Source organism: Planctellipticum variicoloris, from assembly GCF_030622045.1.
GTDB classification, from domain to species: domain Bacteria; phylum Planctomycetota; class Planctomycetia; order Planctomycetales; family Planctomycetaceae; genus Planctellipticum; species Planctellipticum variicoloris.
Map to the genome: position 1 here is coordinate 1,162,182 of NZ_CP130886.1, position 16,639 is coordinate 1,178,820.

Annotated in this window: 16 protein-coding genes; 10 read left to right on the forward strand and 6 right to left on the reverse strand. The window is 62.9% G+C overall.

Features of this window, described 5'->3' with window-relative positions:
- Positions 1-52: 52 nt before the first annotated feature.
- A complete protein-coding gene (locus SH412_RS04600) occupies positions 53-1,027 on the forward strand; it encodes a CHAD domain-containing protein (protein WP_336522339.1) in 975 nt (324 codons plus the stop codon).
- On the opposite strand, the gene nrdR is transcribed toward SH412_RS04600, so the two are convergent.
- The 3 genes from nrdR to SH412_RS04615 all read right to left on the reverse strand — a co-directional run bounded on the left by nrdR (position 975) and on the right by SH412_RS04615 (position 3,698).
- Positions 975-1,433 (reverse strand): transcriptional regulator NrdR, encoded by a 459-nt coding sequence (gene nrdR, locus SH412_RS04605; RefSeq protein ID WP_336522340.1) that lies wholly within the window; start codon positions 1,431-1,433, stop codon positions 975-977. The two genes, SH412_RS04600 and nrdR, sit on opposite strands and share 53 nt — an antisense overlap.
- Positions 1,434-1,624: 191 nt before the next feature.
- Positions 1,625-2,200: a TlpA family protein disulfide reductase gene (locus SH412_RS04610; RefSeq protein WP_336522341.1), complete on the reverse strand. Its 576-nt coding sequence runs from the start codon at positions 2,198-2,200 to the stop codon at positions 1,625-1,627.
- A 61-nt stretch (positions 2,201-2,261) separates the two neighbouring features.
- Complete coding sequence (locus SH412_RS04615) at positions 2,262-3,698, reverse strand: serine/threonine-protein kinase (RefSeq protein WP_336522342.1); 1,437 nt, start codon at positions 3,696-3,698, stop codon at positions 2,262-2,264.
- A 345-nt stretch (positions 3,699-4,043) separates the two neighbouring features.
- Here SH412_RS04615 and SH412_RS04620 point away from each other — a divergent pair, with 345 nt between their 5' ends.
- The 5 genes from SH412_RS04620 (at position 4,044) to holB (ending at position 8,194) form a co-directional block, all read left to right on the forward strand.
- Positions 4,044-4,757 (forward strand): lipoyl protein ligase domain-containing protein, encoded by a 714-nt coding sequence (locus tag SH412_RS04620; RefSeq protein WP_336522343.1) that lies wholly within the window; start codon positions 4,044-4,046, stop codon positions 4,755-4,757.
- A complete protein-coding gene (gene lipA / locus SH412_RS04625; RefSeq protein ID WP_336522344.1) occupies positions 4,744-5,652 on the forward strand; it encodes a lipoyl synthase in 909 nt (302 codons plus the stop codon). Before SH412_RS04620 ends, lipA begins: the two co-directional genes overlap by 14 nt.
- On the forward strand, positions 5,649-5,924 hold the full coding sequence (locus SH412_RS04630; protein WP_336522345.1) for a lipoyl domain-containing protein: 276 nt from the start codon (positions 5,649-5,651) through the stop codon (positions 5,922-5,924). Before lipA ends, SH412_RS04630 begins: the two co-directional genes overlap by 4 nt.
- Positions 5,925-6,002: 78 nt before the next feature.
- Entirely contained in the window at positions 6,003-7,022 is a 1,020-nt protein-coding gene (locus SH412_RS04635; RefSeq protein ID WP_336522346.1) for a glycoside hydrolase family 43 protein, read from the forward strand.
- Between the two features lie 83 nt (positions 7,023-7,105).
- Positions 7,106-8,194: a DNA polymerase III subunit delta' gene (gene holB, locus SH412_RS04640; protein WP_336522347.1), complete on the forward strand. Its 1,089-nt coding sequence runs from the start codon at positions 7,106-7,108 to the stop codon at positions 8,192-8,194.
- Between the two features lie 19 nt (positions 8,195-8,213).
- Here the strand turns inward: holB and SH412_RS04645 are convergent, their stop codons facing one another.
- Entirely contained in the window at positions 8,214-8,972 is a 759-nt protein-coding gene (locus SH412_RS04645) for a response regulator transcription factor (protein ID WP_336522348.1), read from the reverse strand.
- Positions 8,969-9,877: a sensor histidine kinase gene (locus SH412_RS04650; protein ID WP_336522349.1), complete on the reverse strand. Its 909-nt coding sequence runs from the start codon at positions 9,875-9,877 to the stop codon at positions 8,969-8,971. Before SH412_RS04650 ends, SH412_RS04645 begins: the two co-directional genes overlap by 4 nt.
- A 160-nt stretch (positions 9,878-10,037) precedes the next feature.
- On the opposite strand from SH412_RS04650, the gene SH412_RS04655 reads away from it, so the two are divergent.
- From SH412_RS04655 to asnB, 4 genes are all read left to right on the forward strand, one after another.
- Positions 10,038-11,246 carry a PQQ-binding-like beta-propeller repeat protein gene (locus SH412_RS04655; RefSeq protein WP_336522350.1) on the forward strand — a complete coding sequence of 403 codons (1,209 nt, stop codon included), beginning with the start codon at positions 10,038-10,040 and terminating at the stop codon, positions 11,244-11,246.
- Between the two features lie 107 nt (positions 11,247-11,353).
- A complete protein-coding gene (locus tag SH412_RS04660) occupies positions 11,354-12,127 on the forward strand; it encodes a DUF1573 domain-containing protein (RefSeq protein ID WP_336522351.1) in 774 nt (257 codons plus the stop codon).
- A gap of 104 nt (positions 12,128-12,231) precedes the next feature.
- A complete protein-coding gene (locus tag SH412_RS04665; protein WP_336522352.1) occupies positions 12,232-13,359 on the forward strand; it encodes a glycosyltransferase in 1,128 nt (375 codons plus the stop codon).
- A 48-nt stretch (positions 13,360-13,407) separates the two neighbouring features.
- Positions 13,408-15,366 (forward strand): asparagine synthase (glutamine-hydrolyzing), encoded by a 1,959-nt coding sequence (gene asnB / locus SH412_RS04670; RefSeq protein ID WP_336522353.1) that lies wholly within the window; start codon positions 13,408-13,410, stop codon positions 15,364-15,366.
- A gap of 67 nt (positions 15,367-15,433) precedes the next feature.
- On the opposite strand, the gene SH412_RS04675 is transcribed toward asnB, so the two are convergent.
- On the reverse strand, positions 15,434-16,534 hold the full coding sequence (locus SH412_RS04675; RefSeq protein ID WP_336522354.1) for an alanine racemase: 1,101 nt from the start codon (positions 16,532-16,534) through the stop codon (positions 15,434-15,436).
- Between the last annotated feature and the right edge of the window lie 105 nt (positions 16,535-16,639).

Genomic DNA, 16,639 nt, shown 5'->3' on the forward strand with positions numbered 1-16,639 from the left:
TGGGGTGGCTGGGGCAATTCGTCTCTGCAAGCCATTGTCAGGGACTGGTCTCATGTCGTCCGGCAAGTGGAACCGTAAAGTCGATGCCGGATGTCCCGCGGGCCGGGCGGCACGATGCGTTCTGGCAGAGCGGCTGGAGATTCTGGAAAAACGCCTGGCCGACGTGCTGAGGGCGAAGTGCGGAAATTCGGAAGCCGTTCACCAGTTGCGAGTTGCGAGTCGCAGGGCGACTGCCGCGGTCGAAAGTTTCGGCGTCTGCCTGCCGCATCAACAGTCGCGCAAGTTGTCGAGCAGGGTCAGGTCCATCCGTCGCGCTGCGGGACGCATCCGCGACTGGGACGTTCTGCTCCTGGATCTCGCGCAGCGCGTCTGGCAGATTGGTGCGGAGGATGCGCCGGGGTTCGACTTGCTCGCGGGCGATTCCGCTGCACGGCGAAGCATGGCCCAGGAGAAATTTCTGAAAGTTTGCCGGAAATCGCAGGCGCCCCTCCGTCGTCGGTCGAAGGAGCTGGTCGGAGCAGTTTCAGCCGCAGATCGCCGCGGTCTGACCTTTGGAGACATCGGCCGGTTTCGGCTGACCGCGCTGGCGGAGCGTTTCTTCTCACAGTTCGGTGGCCCGTTGGCCGACGTGACGGACTACCATGCGTTGCGACTGGCGCTGAAGCCGCTGCGTTATGCCGTCGAGATCTTCAGCGGCTGCTTTGTGCCGGCGCTTTCGGAGCAGATCTCTCCCCAACTGGAAACGCTGCAGGAACTGCTCGGCGGCATTCAGGATTGCCAGTTGGCCGCAGTGCGGGTGCGAACGCGGCACTCAGAGCTGGAAATGGAGAATCTCCCCGGCTGGCCCCGCTACGATTCGTCGTTGCGTTCGCTCCTGGGAGACCTGGAGCGAACGGTGGCCGTCCGTTGCGAAAAGGTCCAGCAATGGCGCGAGGAACAGGCGGATCCGCTGAGGGCGGATCTGCAGCGGGTCCTCAGCGAATCCCCGCTCGGAGAATCGGTTCCAGCTCGTCGACGAAATCGTTGACGTCTTTGAATTCGCGATAGACGGATGCGAATCGGACGAAGGCGACCTGGTCGACTGCGCGAAGGGCATCCATGACCTTTTCGCCAATCACCTGCGAAGGAACTTCGCGGTCAAACTGCTCGTACAGGTCGGACTCGATCTCGGCGACCATGCCTTGAATGATTTCGTCGCTGATGGGGCGTTTGTAGCAGGCTTTCTCAAGCCCCGCGCGGATCTTCTCCCGATTGAACGGAATCCGGCTGCCGTCTTTCTTGATCACCTTTAGAGGCGATTCTTCGATCTTCTCGTACGTCGTGAATCGGCGGTCGCAGCTCAGGCATTCCCGCCGACGGCGGATGACGTAATCCTGGCTGGCCCGCGAATCGATGACCTTGGTCTCGCCGTGGCGGCAAAACGGACACATCATGACTTTGCGCTCCGCGCGGAGACAAACCTCAGGGCCTGTCAGTTGGAGAGCGGCTCCCACACCCTCCGACTGCGCACTCAGCGTCCCTCCCGTGTGCACGACTCCCCGCAAATACGGTACCGGTGCACCAGAAGTCTGACTAGTCAGATTTGGAGGATTGGATCGAGAATTCCAATTCCAACCGCTTCGCTTTATCGCTGCTTGACCAATTTCTCGACGAGCGGCACAACCTGAGTCTCGTAGGAAATCCCTTCCGATCCCGGTTTGGCGGGCGTACGGTTGTCGAACCGCTGCGCCAGTTTGCCATCCCGGCCGTAGACATAGACCGCCGGGATGCTGTCGAGTTCGATTTTCTCAAACAGTTCATCTGCCGGCTGGCTGCAAAGATAGTTTTTGACGGCTTCGGCCTTCTGCTCCGCGAGGAATATTTCGACCCGCTCCCGATAATATTCGGGAGGTTTGCTGCGAATTCCCGCGTAATCGACGCTGATGGAAATGCAGACCGTTTCGGGCTGGTTGCGCTGGAGCTTGATCAGGTGGGGAAACTCTTCCATACAGGGCTGGCAGGCGGTGGACCACACGTCCAGGACAACCACTTTGCCCCTGGCGCCGGCCACGATTTTCTGCACGTCTTCCCACGTCGCGGCCGTCAGTTTGACCGCCGCCCGGGCTGCGGCATCGGGCTCGGCGGCGACCGTCGTTGATCCGGCAGAGAAAATTCCCGCGACGAACCCGCTCGCGAGCAGCATCAAGGCTAAGCGACGCATCGGCAGCGACTCCTGGCTGGTGGGGAAACTTGACCCGCCGATTGTCGACCACTTCCCGCGATCATGCAACCCGTTGGAGGAAGTCGCGACCGAACCAGCCCGCAGTTGCGGCCAGTCCCATTCCGCCAATCAGCCACCACCAACCGGGTCCGGCCGCGTGACGCGGGGGGCCGTCCTTTTTCAGGAGAGCCTGTTCGACGGCGTTTCGCACTTCGGGGCTCGGATCAGACTTCTGCAGCTTGATGAATTCGGGAATCAGCGGCCGCATCAATTCCTGATGTTCGCTCAGGATGGAAATCGCGGAAAGGCGCGTATGGACGGCCTCCGCGGAGAGCGACCCTTCGAGGATGCGAGCGGTCTCGGGAGCGAGCATCGGCATCTTTGCCAGCGCCTGGGCCATGCCCGCCCGATCCTGCGGCGGCGCACTCTGCCAGGCGGAAATCAAGGCGCGCTCGGCTTCGCGGGCGCGAAACCCCCGTTCGCTTGAAGCCAGGCCAAGCCAGACCACCAGGACCGAGAGCATTCCGATTGCCGCCGCCATAACCCCGGTGAGGGCGGGAGATCCCCCAGGTCCCGCCGATGGGAGCAGTTGCTCGTCAGGCGTCAGGCGCGCGGAAATCTGTGGTATTGCACGCGTCGGAGTTCGCTGGAACGGATTCGGAACCGGATCGCGCGAACGGGTGGGCTGAATCATGGACTGCAACCGCTGGGCGACGTCGGCTGCGGTGGCGGGTCGGTTTTGCGGATCTTTCTCCAGCAGATCGGCCACAAGCTGATCGAGTTCTGGGGGGCAATCCAGCATCTGGTCGGCCAGCCGGGGGGGGGCGTCCTTCAGATGTTTGTGGAGAACTTCGGCCGGGTGCTCGGCTTCGAACGGCGGCTTGCCGGTTAACAGTTCAAAAAAGACGCAGCCGAGGGCGTACAGGTCAGTCCGGTTCGAAATCGGCGGCTTGCCCCGGATCTGTTCCGGCGCCATGTACTGCAGCGTGCCGAGCGTTCGACCGGCGGCGGTAATCCGCGTCGCGGCGGCCATCGTCGCCAACCCGAAGTCGCTCAGTTTCAACTTGCCGGCGGGGGTCACCAGAAAGTTCGCCGGTTTCACGTCGCGGTGAACGACGCCCCGCTCGTGAGCGCATTGCAGCCCTGCGCACATCTGCAGCCCGTAATCGATCACCGTGTCCCAGGCGAGGCGACCCCGTTCTCGCAGGATATCGGCGAGGGTTCCGCCTTCGACAAGCTCCATTGCGTAGAAGCGCTGCTGGTTATCGCAGACTCCGCCGAACGAATGCACGATGTTCGGGTGACGGAGCTGCTTCAGAACTTCCATTTCGCGTTCGAAGCGGGCGAGCAAGGTTGGATCGGCCGCGACCTCCGGGGGAATGAGCTTCACCGCCACGATCCGATCGTTGCCGACGTATCGTGCGCGATAGACGACCCCCATGCCCCCTTCGCCGAGCTTGTCCTGCAGCTCGAAGGGCCAGATCCAGCGACTCTCCATGACCGGCCTTTGCGGTTCCTGACGTCGGGGCCGCGGTGACTGCGGAGAGACCCCTTCCGATGAGTATAGTTCGGAATTGGCGATTCTGCGGAGTGATGCATTCCGCGTGCCGGACTTGACGGAGCGTCAGGGTAACGGTTTTGACATTTTGCGGGTCTGCCTCGCATCTGTCAGCGTCAATTCGGTCCCCATTGGCCGGGGGGACCATGACCGTTAGAATATCGGTGCTGACGGCGGGGATGCATTTGACGCTGCCCGTTGCAAATATCTTGTCGGTTCACACGTTACGGCGATTCCATCAGGGCCGTTATGTCGGCGACCTTCGTCTCAGATCGACTTTCCCGGATGCGTCCCGCGTCGTCGCTGAGCGTGCATCTGCTCGGTCTGGTCGATTTTGATGCAGCCCTTGGGGTCCAGCGACATCTCGTTTCGGAGACTATTGCTTCGCAGCGGCAGTCGGCTCATCTAATTCTGTGTGAGCATCCTCCGGGAGTCTCGATCGGTCGCGAGGGGAGTCGCGCCGACCTGCTCGTCGAGGAGACGGAACTGCGGTCGCGTCAGATGACGATTCGCTGGGTGCCCCGAGGGGGCGCTACATGGGTGCATCTGCCCGGGCAACTCGCCGCGTACCTCGTCGTGCCCGTGGGGCGTCGACAGCAATCTGCCGGGGCGTTTCGCCAGGCGCTTTTGCGGGCTTTGCAGGGGACGGCCGCCGATCAGCGGGTGGCCGCCTGGCGGTCCGAGGCCAGTCCCGGGCTGGCCACCCGCTATGGGCAGGTTGGCTTTGTGGGAGCAGCAATCCGCGACGGCGTCAGCGAGTTCGGTTGCGTCCTGAACGTCTCGACTCCCCCCGAGGCCCTCGAACTGATCCGATGGCGCAGCGCGGAAGAGCGAGTCAGTTGCCTGGCTGCCGCCCGGATGCGCCCGCTCGATATGGCCGGGGTTCGCGAATCCCTGATCCGTCGGCTGGCTCAGGCGCTGGACTATTCGACATATCATCTTTTCACGGGGCACCCGCTCCTGACTCGAACGACACGGACCGCATATGTCTTCCGTTGATCTCCCCATACTGCCCGTCGCCACGCCCGAATCGTCGAGTCGCCGCCGGCTGCCGGCGTGGCTGCGTCGTCCTCTGCCGCAGGCGGGCATGGCCTACACCGACAACGTCATCGGCGACCTGAAGCTGGAGACGGTCTGCGAGAGCGCCAAGTGTCCCAACCGGACCGAGTGCTGGTCGCAGAAGACGGCGTCGTTCATGATTCTGGGCAACGTCTGCACCCGACCCTGCGGGTTTTGTTCGGTCCCGAAAGGCAAGACCGAAACGGTTCAGCTCGACGAACCCGACCGGCTGGCTGAGGCGGTTCGGCGGCTGGGGCTGTCGTACGTCGTGATTACCTCCGTCACGCGGGATGATCTGCCGGACGGCGGCGCCGAGCACTTCTTCCAGTGCGTGACCGTCGTTCGCGAAAAAACCGGCGCCCAGGTCGAGGTGCTGACTCCGGACTTCCGCGGCAATCGCGCGGCGATCAGCCGGGTTATCGAGAGCCGGCCGGATGTCTTCAATCACAATACGGAAACCGTTCCGCGGTTGTATCACCGCGTCCGCCGCAACGCGACGTACCAGCGCACGCTCGAACTGCTGCGGCAGGTGAAAGATGAAGCTCCCGCGATGCCGACCAAAAGCGGCCTGATGCTCGGGCTGGGCGAAACTCGCGAGGAATTGCTGGACGTCTGCCGCGACCTGCGGGCTGCGGGGGTCGATCTGCTGACGCTGGGGCAATATCTGCAACCGACGCTGCAGCATCTTCCTGTGGAACGCTATTTGCCGCCGGACGAGTTCGATGAAATCGCCCGGGAGGTCGAGTCGATGGGGTTCACGATGGTTGCCAGCGGACCGTTTGTCCGGTCGAGCTATCACGCAGGAGAGATGGCCGCAGGACTGGAGGGAGCGTGAGCGACCGCGTGCCGGTGGTTGCGCCCGATTTGCAGACCGGCCAGGAGCCGGTCGTTCTCGGGCAGTGGCACGCCGAACCGGGCGACCGGGTTTTCGCCGGCGATCCTATTCTGGAACTGGTCGTTCCAGGGCTGGCGGTTTCGGTGAGTAGCCCCGCTGACGGCGTTCTGAACGAGATCTGCCGTCAGGCCGGAGTGCTGCTGTCGCCGGGTGAGATCCTCGCCTGGGTTGCCGCCGACGCCCCGGAACCTGACGATGGCTTCGAAGTCTGAATCCCTCGTGGAATTTCGGCGATACCATCGCAATTCTGCCGAAACGACCGGCGATTCGTGAAACGGGCGGCTTGGGTTATGAATGCAACACGGCTGATCACTCGACTGAGTTGGGCTGCGTTGCTCGTGATTGCGTCCCTTGGAAGCTCCGCTCAAACTGCTGACGTCTTCCTGCTTCCCTATTTTCTCGGAAACGGGGAAACCGGCGTCTACTTCGCGTACAGCCGCGACGGGCTCAAGTTCGAATGGCTCAACGACGGCAAGGTGGTTATGCCGGCGCCCGAGTGGCCTGGCGAAAACCTGACTCGCGATCCGTCGATCGTCTACCATGATGGCGTGTTCCATCTGGTCTGGACGACGAGCTGGAGCTCGCGCAGCATCGGTTACGCTCGGTCCGATGACCTCGTCAACTGGAGCAAGCCCCAGAAAATCGAGATCTGGCGAGCCGGCGCCGCGGTCAGGAACACCTGGGCTCCCGAGCTCCATTGGGATCCCGAACGGAAGGAGTTCCTGATCCTCTGGAGCTCGACAATCGACGCGGAACTGAACGACAACGACGGCTCGGTCGATCCCCACGGCCACGACCATCGGACCTACGCCGCGCGGACAAAGGACTTTGCGACGTTCTCGGAGCCTGAGCTGTTCTTCAGCCCCCGGGACCCCGAGCACGGGGTCATCGATCCCTACATTGCGCACGACGATCGCGGAACCCCGGAGACTTCGGATGACCGCTGGGTCATGGTCATCAAGAATGAAATGGCTCCCGAGCAAGGGGGCAAGAATCTGCGCCTGACGTTCGGTGCGCACATGCAGGGACCTTACGAAACGACGCTTGGCCCGCCGATCGTCGGCGCCGGGACCGACATCGTCAATACAATGGGGGAAGGCCCCTCCCTGCTGAAGCATTCCGGCACATGGTTTCTGTACTGGGACGCCCCAGATAGCCCTCATTCCTATTGCCTTGCAACCAGTCGAGATTTGAAGGTCTGGAAGAATCGCTCGGAAGAAATGTCGCTGCCCGCAGTCAAAATGCGTCATGGAACGGTGCTGATCGTTCCGGAGGCTGCCGTCGCCAAGGCTCTGCCGGCGAGCCGATGAGCCGGAAGTTGCTGAACGGTCAGACTGATTCTGACATCGACGGCGGACGGAATGCCGGAATTGAACACAGGAAGGGGCAGGAGATGGCTTCGATCTGGGACGGTTTTCGCGGTCATTTTGACCAGATCGAGATGTTTCGGCGGACCGTCGAGCGCGGCCGACTGACGCAGGCCTACCTGCTGGTGGGGCCTGAGGGGATCGGCAAGCAGCTTTTCGCCCGTCGGCTTGCCGAATGCCTGCTGTGCCAGAACCGTCCGCGCAACCAACTCGAAGCGTGTGGTGAATGTCCGGGCTGCCGACCGTTTCTGGCTGGCGCGCATCCGGATTATCTGTTTGTCGATCGCGAGCCCGGCAAGCGGGAGTTGACCGTCGGCAAGATTGTCGGCGACGACGATCAACAGGGGTTATGCCACGATCTTGCTCTGCGGCCGCTACCCGGCTCGCGGAAAGTCGCCGTCGTCAACGACGCCGATACGATGAACGACGTGACTGCGAACGCGCTTCTGAAGACTCTGGAAGAGCCGCCTGACGGGGCTGTGTTATTTCTGATCGCGTCCAATCTGGATTCGGTGCTGCCGACGATCCGGTCCCGCTGCCAGTTGGTGCGATTCTCGCCCTTGTCCACGGACGAAATCGCCGGGCTGCTTGAATTGCAGGGTGTGACTGCCACGCGCGACGAGGCCGCGGCGGTCGCGGCTCTCAGCGAGGGGAGTCTGGCGACCGCCCGGCAATTGCTCGACCCGGGGCTCCGGGGGCTGCAGTTGCTGCTCCTCGACGAACTGTCGCGACTCGATTTCAGCGGCCTGGGGCTGGCGAAGCGACTGCAGGAGGGGCTCGACAAGCTCAGCAGTGAAGCGGCGGAGCAGAGGGTCTTTGCGCACTGGCTGATTCGGTTCACGGTGGAGTTCTATCGGGCAGTCCTCTGGGAAATCGGCGGCGCATCGGCCGATGCCGGTGCGGCGACCAAAGCGGCCTGCGCCTGGATCGACGCACTCCCGCTGACTGCGGAAGAGGCTACGGACCTTGTCGGCCAACTGATCGAGCGCGCCGCTCAGGCGACCGGACACATTGAACAGAATGTGTCCGTGTCGCTGGCGCTGGAAGGTCTCTTCGACGAGCTGGCCCGCCTGACCCGAGCGGGCCTGCCCTCCCGACAGGCCCTGGCCCGCTGAATTTCGCCAGATGCCAGTCTCAGCCCGCCTCTTTCGGGGCGCGGCCATCTGCTGATTCCCCCGGGACAAAGCGGTATCCAGTCCCCCGGACTGACAGAATATGCTTTGGCTGGGCGGGATCCGGCTCAATGACCTTCCGGAGCCGCAGGACGAAATTGTCGATCGACCGCGTTGTCACGTCCGCCGTTTCGTCCCAGACATGCTCGAGGATCTTCTGTCGCGACAGCACTTCGTTCGGATGCTCGATAAAGTACCGGAGCAACTGCATTTCCAGCGTGGTGAGATTGTGCCTGCGTCCGCCGACCAGGACTTCGAACGTCCGGAAATTGACTTTGACGTTGCCGAACTCCGCGACGGACTGCGCCGAGCCGGGCTGTTCGCCGGACGTTTCATGGGACTGCAGCAGCGTCCGATGGCGTTCCAGCAGATTCTTCACCCGGTTCAGCAGCTCGGGCAGTGCGAAGGGCTTGGTGATGTACTGGTCGGTCCCGCAGTCGAAGGCGTGCATCTTGTCTTCGCTGAGAGTCCGGGCGCTCAGGACCAGCACCGGAACCAGCTTGTCCAGCGAGCGGATGGCGGTACACGTTTCGTAGCCGCTCATCCCCGGCAGCATCAGGTCCAGGATGACCAGACTGACCGGCGGAGACGCCGCCTGGAACAACTGCAGCGCCGTCGGTCCATCTCCGGCCAGCAGAACCTCGTAGCCCTCCTGCTCGAAGTTGAATTTCAGTCCTGCGGCGAGGGCGTCTTCGTCTTCAACAATCAGGATCGTGGTCATGCCCCGGCCTTCCTCCCCGGCAGATCGACTTCAAAGACGCTGCCCTGTCCCCCCTGGCGGTCATGCACGGTGATCCGTCCTTTGAGTTGCCGCACCAGCGTCTGGACAATGTACAGCCCCAGCCCGGTTCCCTTTTGACGACGGGTCAGCTCGCTCCCGGCTCGAAAAAACAGGCCGAAAATCCGCTTGCGAAGTTCGGGGGGAACGCCTTCCCCATTATCCGCAATCCGTGTGATCACGCGACCCCGCTCCACACGGACCTGGATTTCGACGCGGGGCGGCGTATCGCCGTACTTGATGGCGTTGTCGAGCAGGTTGCGGAAGATCGTGTCCAGCACCAGCCCGCTGGCATGCAGGATCGCCGGCTGGAGATCGTACTGGATCGTTTCAGACTCTTCGCACTTGTGATGGACGCAGGCCGCCTGGGCGCAGCGCCGGAGGAGGGACTCCAGATCGATGTCGGCGGGGTCGGCCTGCGTTCCGATGGCATCGAGCCGGCCGACTTCGAGAAGCTGGTTAATCAGGTGATCGAGCCGTTCGAGTTCCTGTTCCATCACGCGGTAGAACTTCGTCCGCTGCTGGTCGTCGAGGGTCCGCAGTTCGAGGGTCTCCAGGTACAGTTTGAGCGTCGCGATCGGCGATTTGAGCTCGTGCGTGACGCTGTCGATGAAGTTGGCCTGCCGCTGGTTCAGCCGGACTTCCTTGATGATCAGCACGAGATAGAACGACAGCCCCGCGAGAATTGCGGCAAAGATCACCACCCCGGCGAACAGGGCGCTCCACCACGTGATCTGCGCCAGCAGGACGATCCAGAGGATCATCAGCGAGATATTGAGGACCATCAGCACTACGCTGAGCGTGATCGGCAGATGCAGCGTCCTGCGCGTGCGAAGGGCGGTGACCAACGGTGGGCGTCCGGTATCTGGTTTTCTGTGCGGCGGAAATTTCTCCGTGCGTCCGCGAAGTCACTGCGAGTATACTCTGCCCGCCTGCCGTGAAATACTCGCCGTCGAGTCTGTCGCCGCCACAATCCGCCTCCTTTTCCCGCCCTCCGGAGAACTGACCGTGCTGCGCTCCTGCCTGACGTTCGCGTGCCTGCTCCTGACCGGTTCGATGTGTCCTGCCGGTGACTGGCCGCAGTTTCGCGGTCCCGACGGAGAAGGGCACTCGGCCGAGACGAATCTTCCGCTCACCTGGAGCGAAACCGAGCACGTCGCCTGGAAGGCGGAACTGCCGGGACTGGGCTGGTCGTCACCGTCGATCGTCGGCAAGCAGATCTGGCTGACGACGGCGACCGACGAAGGCCACTCGCTCCGGGTTCTGTGCGTCGATCGCGATTCCGGCAAAGTCCTGCACGACGTCGAAGTCTTCCACAAAGACGAACCGGGGAACATCCATAAGAAAAACAGCTATGCGTCGCCCACCCCCCTGATCGAAGGGAACCGGGTCTATCTCCACTACGGGATGCTCGGCACGGCCTGCGTCTCGACCTCCAGAGAGATCCTCTGGACGACCGTTCTCAAGTACAATCATCGGCACGGCCCCGCCGGTTCCCCGGTGCTGTTCGGCGATCTGCTGATTCTCAACTGCGACGGAACCGACGTGCAATACGTCGTCGCCCTCGACAAGCTGACCGGCAAGGAAGTCTGGCGGACGGATCGCGAAGGCAAGATGGCCTACGCGACTCCGCTGATCGTCGCGGTCGACGGCAAGCCTCAGCTCATCAGCCCCGGCGGCGAATGGGTCCAGGCCTATGACCCTGCGACTGGAAAAGAAATCTGGCGCGTCCGCTATCCGGGCGGCTACTCCGTCGTCCCCCGACCGGTCGTCGGGCACGGGCTGACGTTTGTCAGCTCCAGCTACGATTCGGCGACGCTGTATGCCATCCGCCTGGGAGGAGAGGGAGATGTCACCGACAGCCACGTCGCCTGGAAGCTGAGTAAGGGGGCTCCCCACAATCCCTCCACCCTGCTGGTCGGCGACGAACTGTACGTCGTCAGCGACAAGGGGATTCTCACCTGCCTGGACGCGAAATCCGGTGAGCAGCACTACCAGGAGCGGCTGGGGGGCAACTTCTCCGCCTCGCCGCTGTTTGCTGACGGCCGAATCTACCTGCTGGACGAAGACGGCAAGTGCACGGTCATCGCTCCGGGCAAAGAGTATCGAGTCCTCGCCGAGAATCAGCTCCCGGGGCGGACGCTGGCGTCCATTTCCACGGCGGATGGCGCCCTGTTCCTACGGACTGACACCGCTTTGTATCGACTGCAGAAGTAGTTCTGTCCTCCGTTTCACGCGTCTGCCCAGAGAGTTCGCCTTGTCCTCGTCCCGTGCTCCCCGCTACAACCCGCGGAGCATCGGGGCGTCAGGCAAGGAGGCTCGTCGTGAAACCAGCGCTGTGGACCGCTCAGACCGTCGGATTGTGGACGCTGGCGTGCCTGCCGGTCGTGTTGTCAGTGATCGTCCACGGCGCCGCGACGCCGGCCCCGCTGGCGATTGCTGCCGCGTCCCGGCCGGCACTGGCCTTTAATCAGTATCAGGTCGATCTCGGCGCAATCCAGGCGATGCCTGAAGTCCGCGCTACGTTCGTCTTTCAAAATCGCGGATCGCAGCCCGTCGAGATTCAGGAAATCCAGCCGAGCTGCGGCTGTCTGATGCCCCGACTTTCTAAAAAGCGCTACGAACCCGGCGAATCCGACGGTCTTGTCGTCCGCGTGCAACCGGCGAATGAGCAGCCCGGTTCCAAAGAGTACTTTGTCGATATGAAGTACACGGATCCTGAACCGCGATCCGTCCGCCTGACCTTCAAGCTCATCATCCCTGAACAACAACTTCTGGTCAGTCCCAAAGCTCTGATTTTCTTCCAGTTCGGCGACCAGGAGACCACGCAGAACCTGACGGTGACGAATGCCCGCGGAACGTCGCTCCGAATTCTGGACGCCGTTACGAACTCCTCGTACGTCACGCTGCAGATTGGCGATCAGGGCTTGTCGCCTCGGGACGGCTATCCGCAACAGGTGGTCCGCGTGACTGCAGCGGCCAATGTTCCCGACGGACGGCATCATGGGCTGATTACGCTGAAGACGGATGACGCCGATCAGCCGGAGCTGCGCGTGCCGGTGATGGTTCAGGGAGGCAAGGCCCCGCAGCGGCCGTGATCCCGTCGGAGCTTTCGCACTTCGCCGGGGCGACGTAAACTGCAAAGATTGACTTCGATCCAAGTCCTGAAGGAGCCGCAGAGCGCGGCGCAGCCGATCCCATCGTGGCGACCCGACTGGCATTGATCATCCCGACGCTGGATCGTTCCGGCGCCGAGAAACAGTTCACGCTGCTGGCGACCGGGTTGCCACGTGACGAATTCGACGTTCACGTCGCGCTCCTCACCCGTGGTGGAGCGTTCGAGGCTGATCTCGCCGCGGCCGGCGTTCCGGCGACGCATATCGGCAAACGGTTCAAGTGCGATCCCCGGGCCTGGTGGCGGTTGCGCCGATGGCTGAAGCAGTTGCAGCCCGAAGTCATTCACACCTGGCTTTTCGCCGCCAACGCCTACGGGAGGCTGGCGGCAGGGGCGGTTCCTAAGGCCAGCGTCATCGTCTCAGAACGCTGCGTCGATTCCTGGAAGGCGAACTGGCAGCACTGGCTCGATCGCAAATTGCTCCCCGGGACCGATCGCGTCGTCGGAAACTCGCAGAGCGTGGTCGATTTCTACCGCGAGCATGGCGTTCCCGGCGAAAAGCTGGTCACGATCCCGAATGGGATCTCGGCTCCCAATCCTCCCCGTGTGGATCGGGCGACCCTGCTGAATCGGCTCGGTTTCCCCCCCGATGCATTCGTGGCGATGTACATCGGTCGCATGGCGTCCCAGAAACGGGTCGGAGACCTCGTCTGGGCCGTCGAAACGCTGCGCCAGATCCGCCCGCAGTTGCGGCTGGTGCTCGTCGGGGACGGCCCAGCCCGGGATTCGTTACAGCAAGTCGCGCAAGATATCCATTGCCAGGAACATGTTCGGTTCGTGGGGCTTCAGGAAGACGTGGCGAGCTGGCTGAATCTGGCGGATGTCTTCTGGCTGGCGAGCAGTTTTGAGGGCATGTCGAACAGTCTGATGGAGGCGATGGCCGCCGGGAAGCCCTGCGTCGTTTCAGACATTCCGCCGAACCGGGAATTGATCGAGCAGGGGGTGCATGGTTTCCTGGCGCCGCCGGGCGACACCGTGGCCTTCATGCAGTTCACCCGGCGGTTGATCGACGAGCCCGGCCTGCGGGAGCAGCTCGGGAACGCCGCCCGCATTCGAATGCTGCAGGAGTTTTCGGTCGACCGGATGCGCGAGCGCCATATTGCGCTGTATCGTGAAGTTGTCGCCGAGCAGCAGGTCCCCGCCGGAGTCGCCTGACGCGCCACGGCAGCGGTCGGTCCCAGTTCTCCCTCACGGTAATCCCGGATGTGCGGTCTCAGCGGTGTTGCCTGGTCTGAAGCGGGCGGCCCGGTCGACGCGGCAACGCTGGAACGGATGACCGACATCCTCCGCCATCGCGGCCCCGACGACCGGGGAGTCTGGTATTCCCCGGTCGAACAGACCGCATGCGGCGCGGCACTGGGGCACCGCCGGCTGTCGATTATCGACCTGGCGGGCGGTCATCAGCCGCTTGCCAACGAAGACGGCGCCGTCCAGGTGGTGTTCAACGGCGAGATCTACAACTACCGCGAGCTGCACGCGGAGCTGGAAAGGAAAGGACATCGCTTTCGAACCGTGAGTGACACGGAGGTGCTGGTGCATCTCTATGAAGAGTGCGGCCGGGAGATGCTGAGCCGTCTGCGGGGCATGTTCGCCTTCGCCTTGTGGGATCAACGCCGCGGCCGGCTGCTGCTGGCCCGCGACCGGCTGGGAAAGAAGCCACTCGTCTATCGGCACGCTCGCGGACGGCTCTGGTTTGCGAGTGAGCTGAAATCCTTGCTGCAGGCGCCCGACGCGCCGCGTCAGGTCGATTCGCGGGCTGTCGCGGATTTCGTGGCGCGGCAGTACATCCCCCATCCCCGGACCATCTTTGAAGGCATTCAGAAGCTCCCCCCCGCGCACTGGCTGCAGTACGACGCTGCGGCCGATCATTTCGAGACCGGGCGCTACTGGCGGCCTCCATTCTGCGATTCCCCTCCCGCGGCCGACTCGGTCGAAACCTGGCAGCACCGGCTGCGGGAGACGCTTTCTGACGCCGTCCGCATCCGTTTGAGGAGCGATGTTCCCCTTGGGGCGTTCCTGTCCGGCGGGGTCGACTCGACCATCATCACCGGGCTGATGCGGCAGTTGTCCGATCAGCCGGTGCGTACTTATTCCATCGGCTTCGCCGATGCGCAGTACGATGAGCGAACTCAGGCAAGGGCCGTGGCGGCGCACCTCGGAACGATTCACCGCGAGCACATAGTTGAGCCCCATGCACTGGAGATTCTGCCCCGGCTGCTCTGGCACTACGACGAGCCCTTTGCCGACAGCTCCGCGATTCCGACGATGTGGCTCTCGGAGTTCGCCCGGCGGGAAGTCACCGTGGCGCTCACCGGCGATGGCGGCGACGAACTGTTCTGCGGTTACGACCGATATCGGGCCGTGGAGCTCGCCGGCCGAATCGACCGACTGCCAACATGGGTCCGGCGTGGACTCGCCAGCCAGTGGTGGCAGAAGTTGCCCGGCGCCGGGCGGCAGAAATCGCGGATGCGGAAGGTGCAGCGATTTCTTGGCGGAGTCGCTCTCTCCGCGGTAGAGCGTTATGCCGACTGGATGAGCATTTTCGATCGCCGTCAGCGGGCCGGTCTGTTTCATCCCGAATTTCTGGCGGAGCTGGACGGCTACGAACCCGATAGCTTCCTGCAGGAACTGTACGAGGCGTTGCCACTGCAGGATTTTGTGCAGCGGACGACGTGCGTCGATCTGGGCAGTTATCTGCCGTGCGATATTCTGACGAAGGTGGACATCGCCAGCATGGCCTGCGGGCTGGAGTGCCGCTCTCCGCTGCTGGATCAGCGGGTCGCGGAACTCGCGGCGTCGATGCCGCAGTCGCTTAAACGAGCAGGACGAGTCGGTAAGAAAATCCTGCGGGAGACGTTTTCCGACCTCATTCCGCCGGAAAATCGAACGCTGAAAAAGTCGGGCTTTGGCGTGCCGCTCGATGCGTGGTTCCGCGGAGAATTGCGCCCGCTGCTGGAAAGCGTCCTGCTGTCCGATCGCTGTCTCAGCCGTCGCCTATTCCGTCCCGAGGTCGTCCGCGGTCTCGTCGACGAGCATGTGAGCGGTCGGACCGACCACAGCGCCCGGCTCTGGCTGCTGCTAGTGCTGGAACTGTGGCAGCGGATGTCCGTGGACCAGCCGCCTCCCTTGTCGCCGCCTTTACTCAAGTCGTTGCTGGACTGATTCCGAGAGCCATTCCTGTGCCGCGTCGGCCACTTATTCCCAACCACCAATAACTAATAACCAATAACTACTGCAGTTTGCCGCGTCCCCAGAGCGGCCAGACCGCTTCGACATGACCATTCCGAATGGCGTGCATCTCGTCGTGCAGCATGGTCGTAAAGTCCCCGTAGCCGACGAGGATCTCGACCTGATCGCCGATCCTTAGGGCCTGCGATTCCGGTCCGAGCTCCAATGTGCTGTGCTCGGCGCTGTGCATGATCACCTTTGCGTCCGGCAGCCCGCGCAGCCGGGCCGGGCACGGATCATTGGCGTATGTTTTGCGCCCTGCGTCCAGAACGGCGCGATCGAGGTTCGGCCGGCTGACGACGGTCGCCAGGATGCTGAGTGACGGCTTCAGGCCGATTTGACCGCAGTTATCGGTATAGAATGGATCGCCGAAGACTCCCCCTCCGGCCTGCCATTCCGTAATCGCCGGACAGTGAGCCGCGGCATTCAGCGTCCCCGTTCCGCCGGCGCTCACGATCTCGCAGCAGAGTCCTGCTTCGCGAAACTGATCGCGGGCCAGTTCCAGCGACTGCAGGGCGGATTGCACGCGTGGAATCTTCTCGGCGGGATCGGCGACTGGCATCAGGTGCCCCTCGTAGCCCATCACTCCGACCAGCTTCAGGCCTTCCAGTCTGTCGATCGCCTGCGCCAGTTCGAGGGCGTCCCGGCCCGGCCGCACACCGGTGCGGTTCAATCCGACGTTGACGTCAACAATCGCGCGGCAGACAACTCCCCGCCGTCGGCAGGCGGCCGCCAAGGGTTCGGCTTGGGCGAAGTGATCGCAAGCGACGACGGGAGTGGCGTCGCCGCAGAGCCCGGCGATCCTCTCGACGCGCCCGTGACCGACCGGCATGTGCGCGAGCAGAATGTCCTGGATGCCTGCCGCGGAAAGCACTTCCGCCTCGGACACTTTGGCAACGGTCACCCCAAACGCCCCGGCCCGGAGCATCTTCCAGGCAACCGCCGGAGTCTTCGGACACTTCTGATGCGGCCTCCAGCCCTTTCCGGAATCGCGGACGATCGCCGAAACCGTCGCCAGGTTCGATTCCAGGGCAGCCAGATCGACGCACAAGGCCGGCGTATCGAGTTCGCGCAACGCGCGTCCGATGCAGGTGAGCGGCATATTCGAATCCAAAGCAGAAGAGTGAGCCGGGTTTTCCGGTTTCGTGGAGTCCACAAAAAAGGGGATGAACGCCAATGCGTTCATCCCCTGCAGTCTCTCAATTGC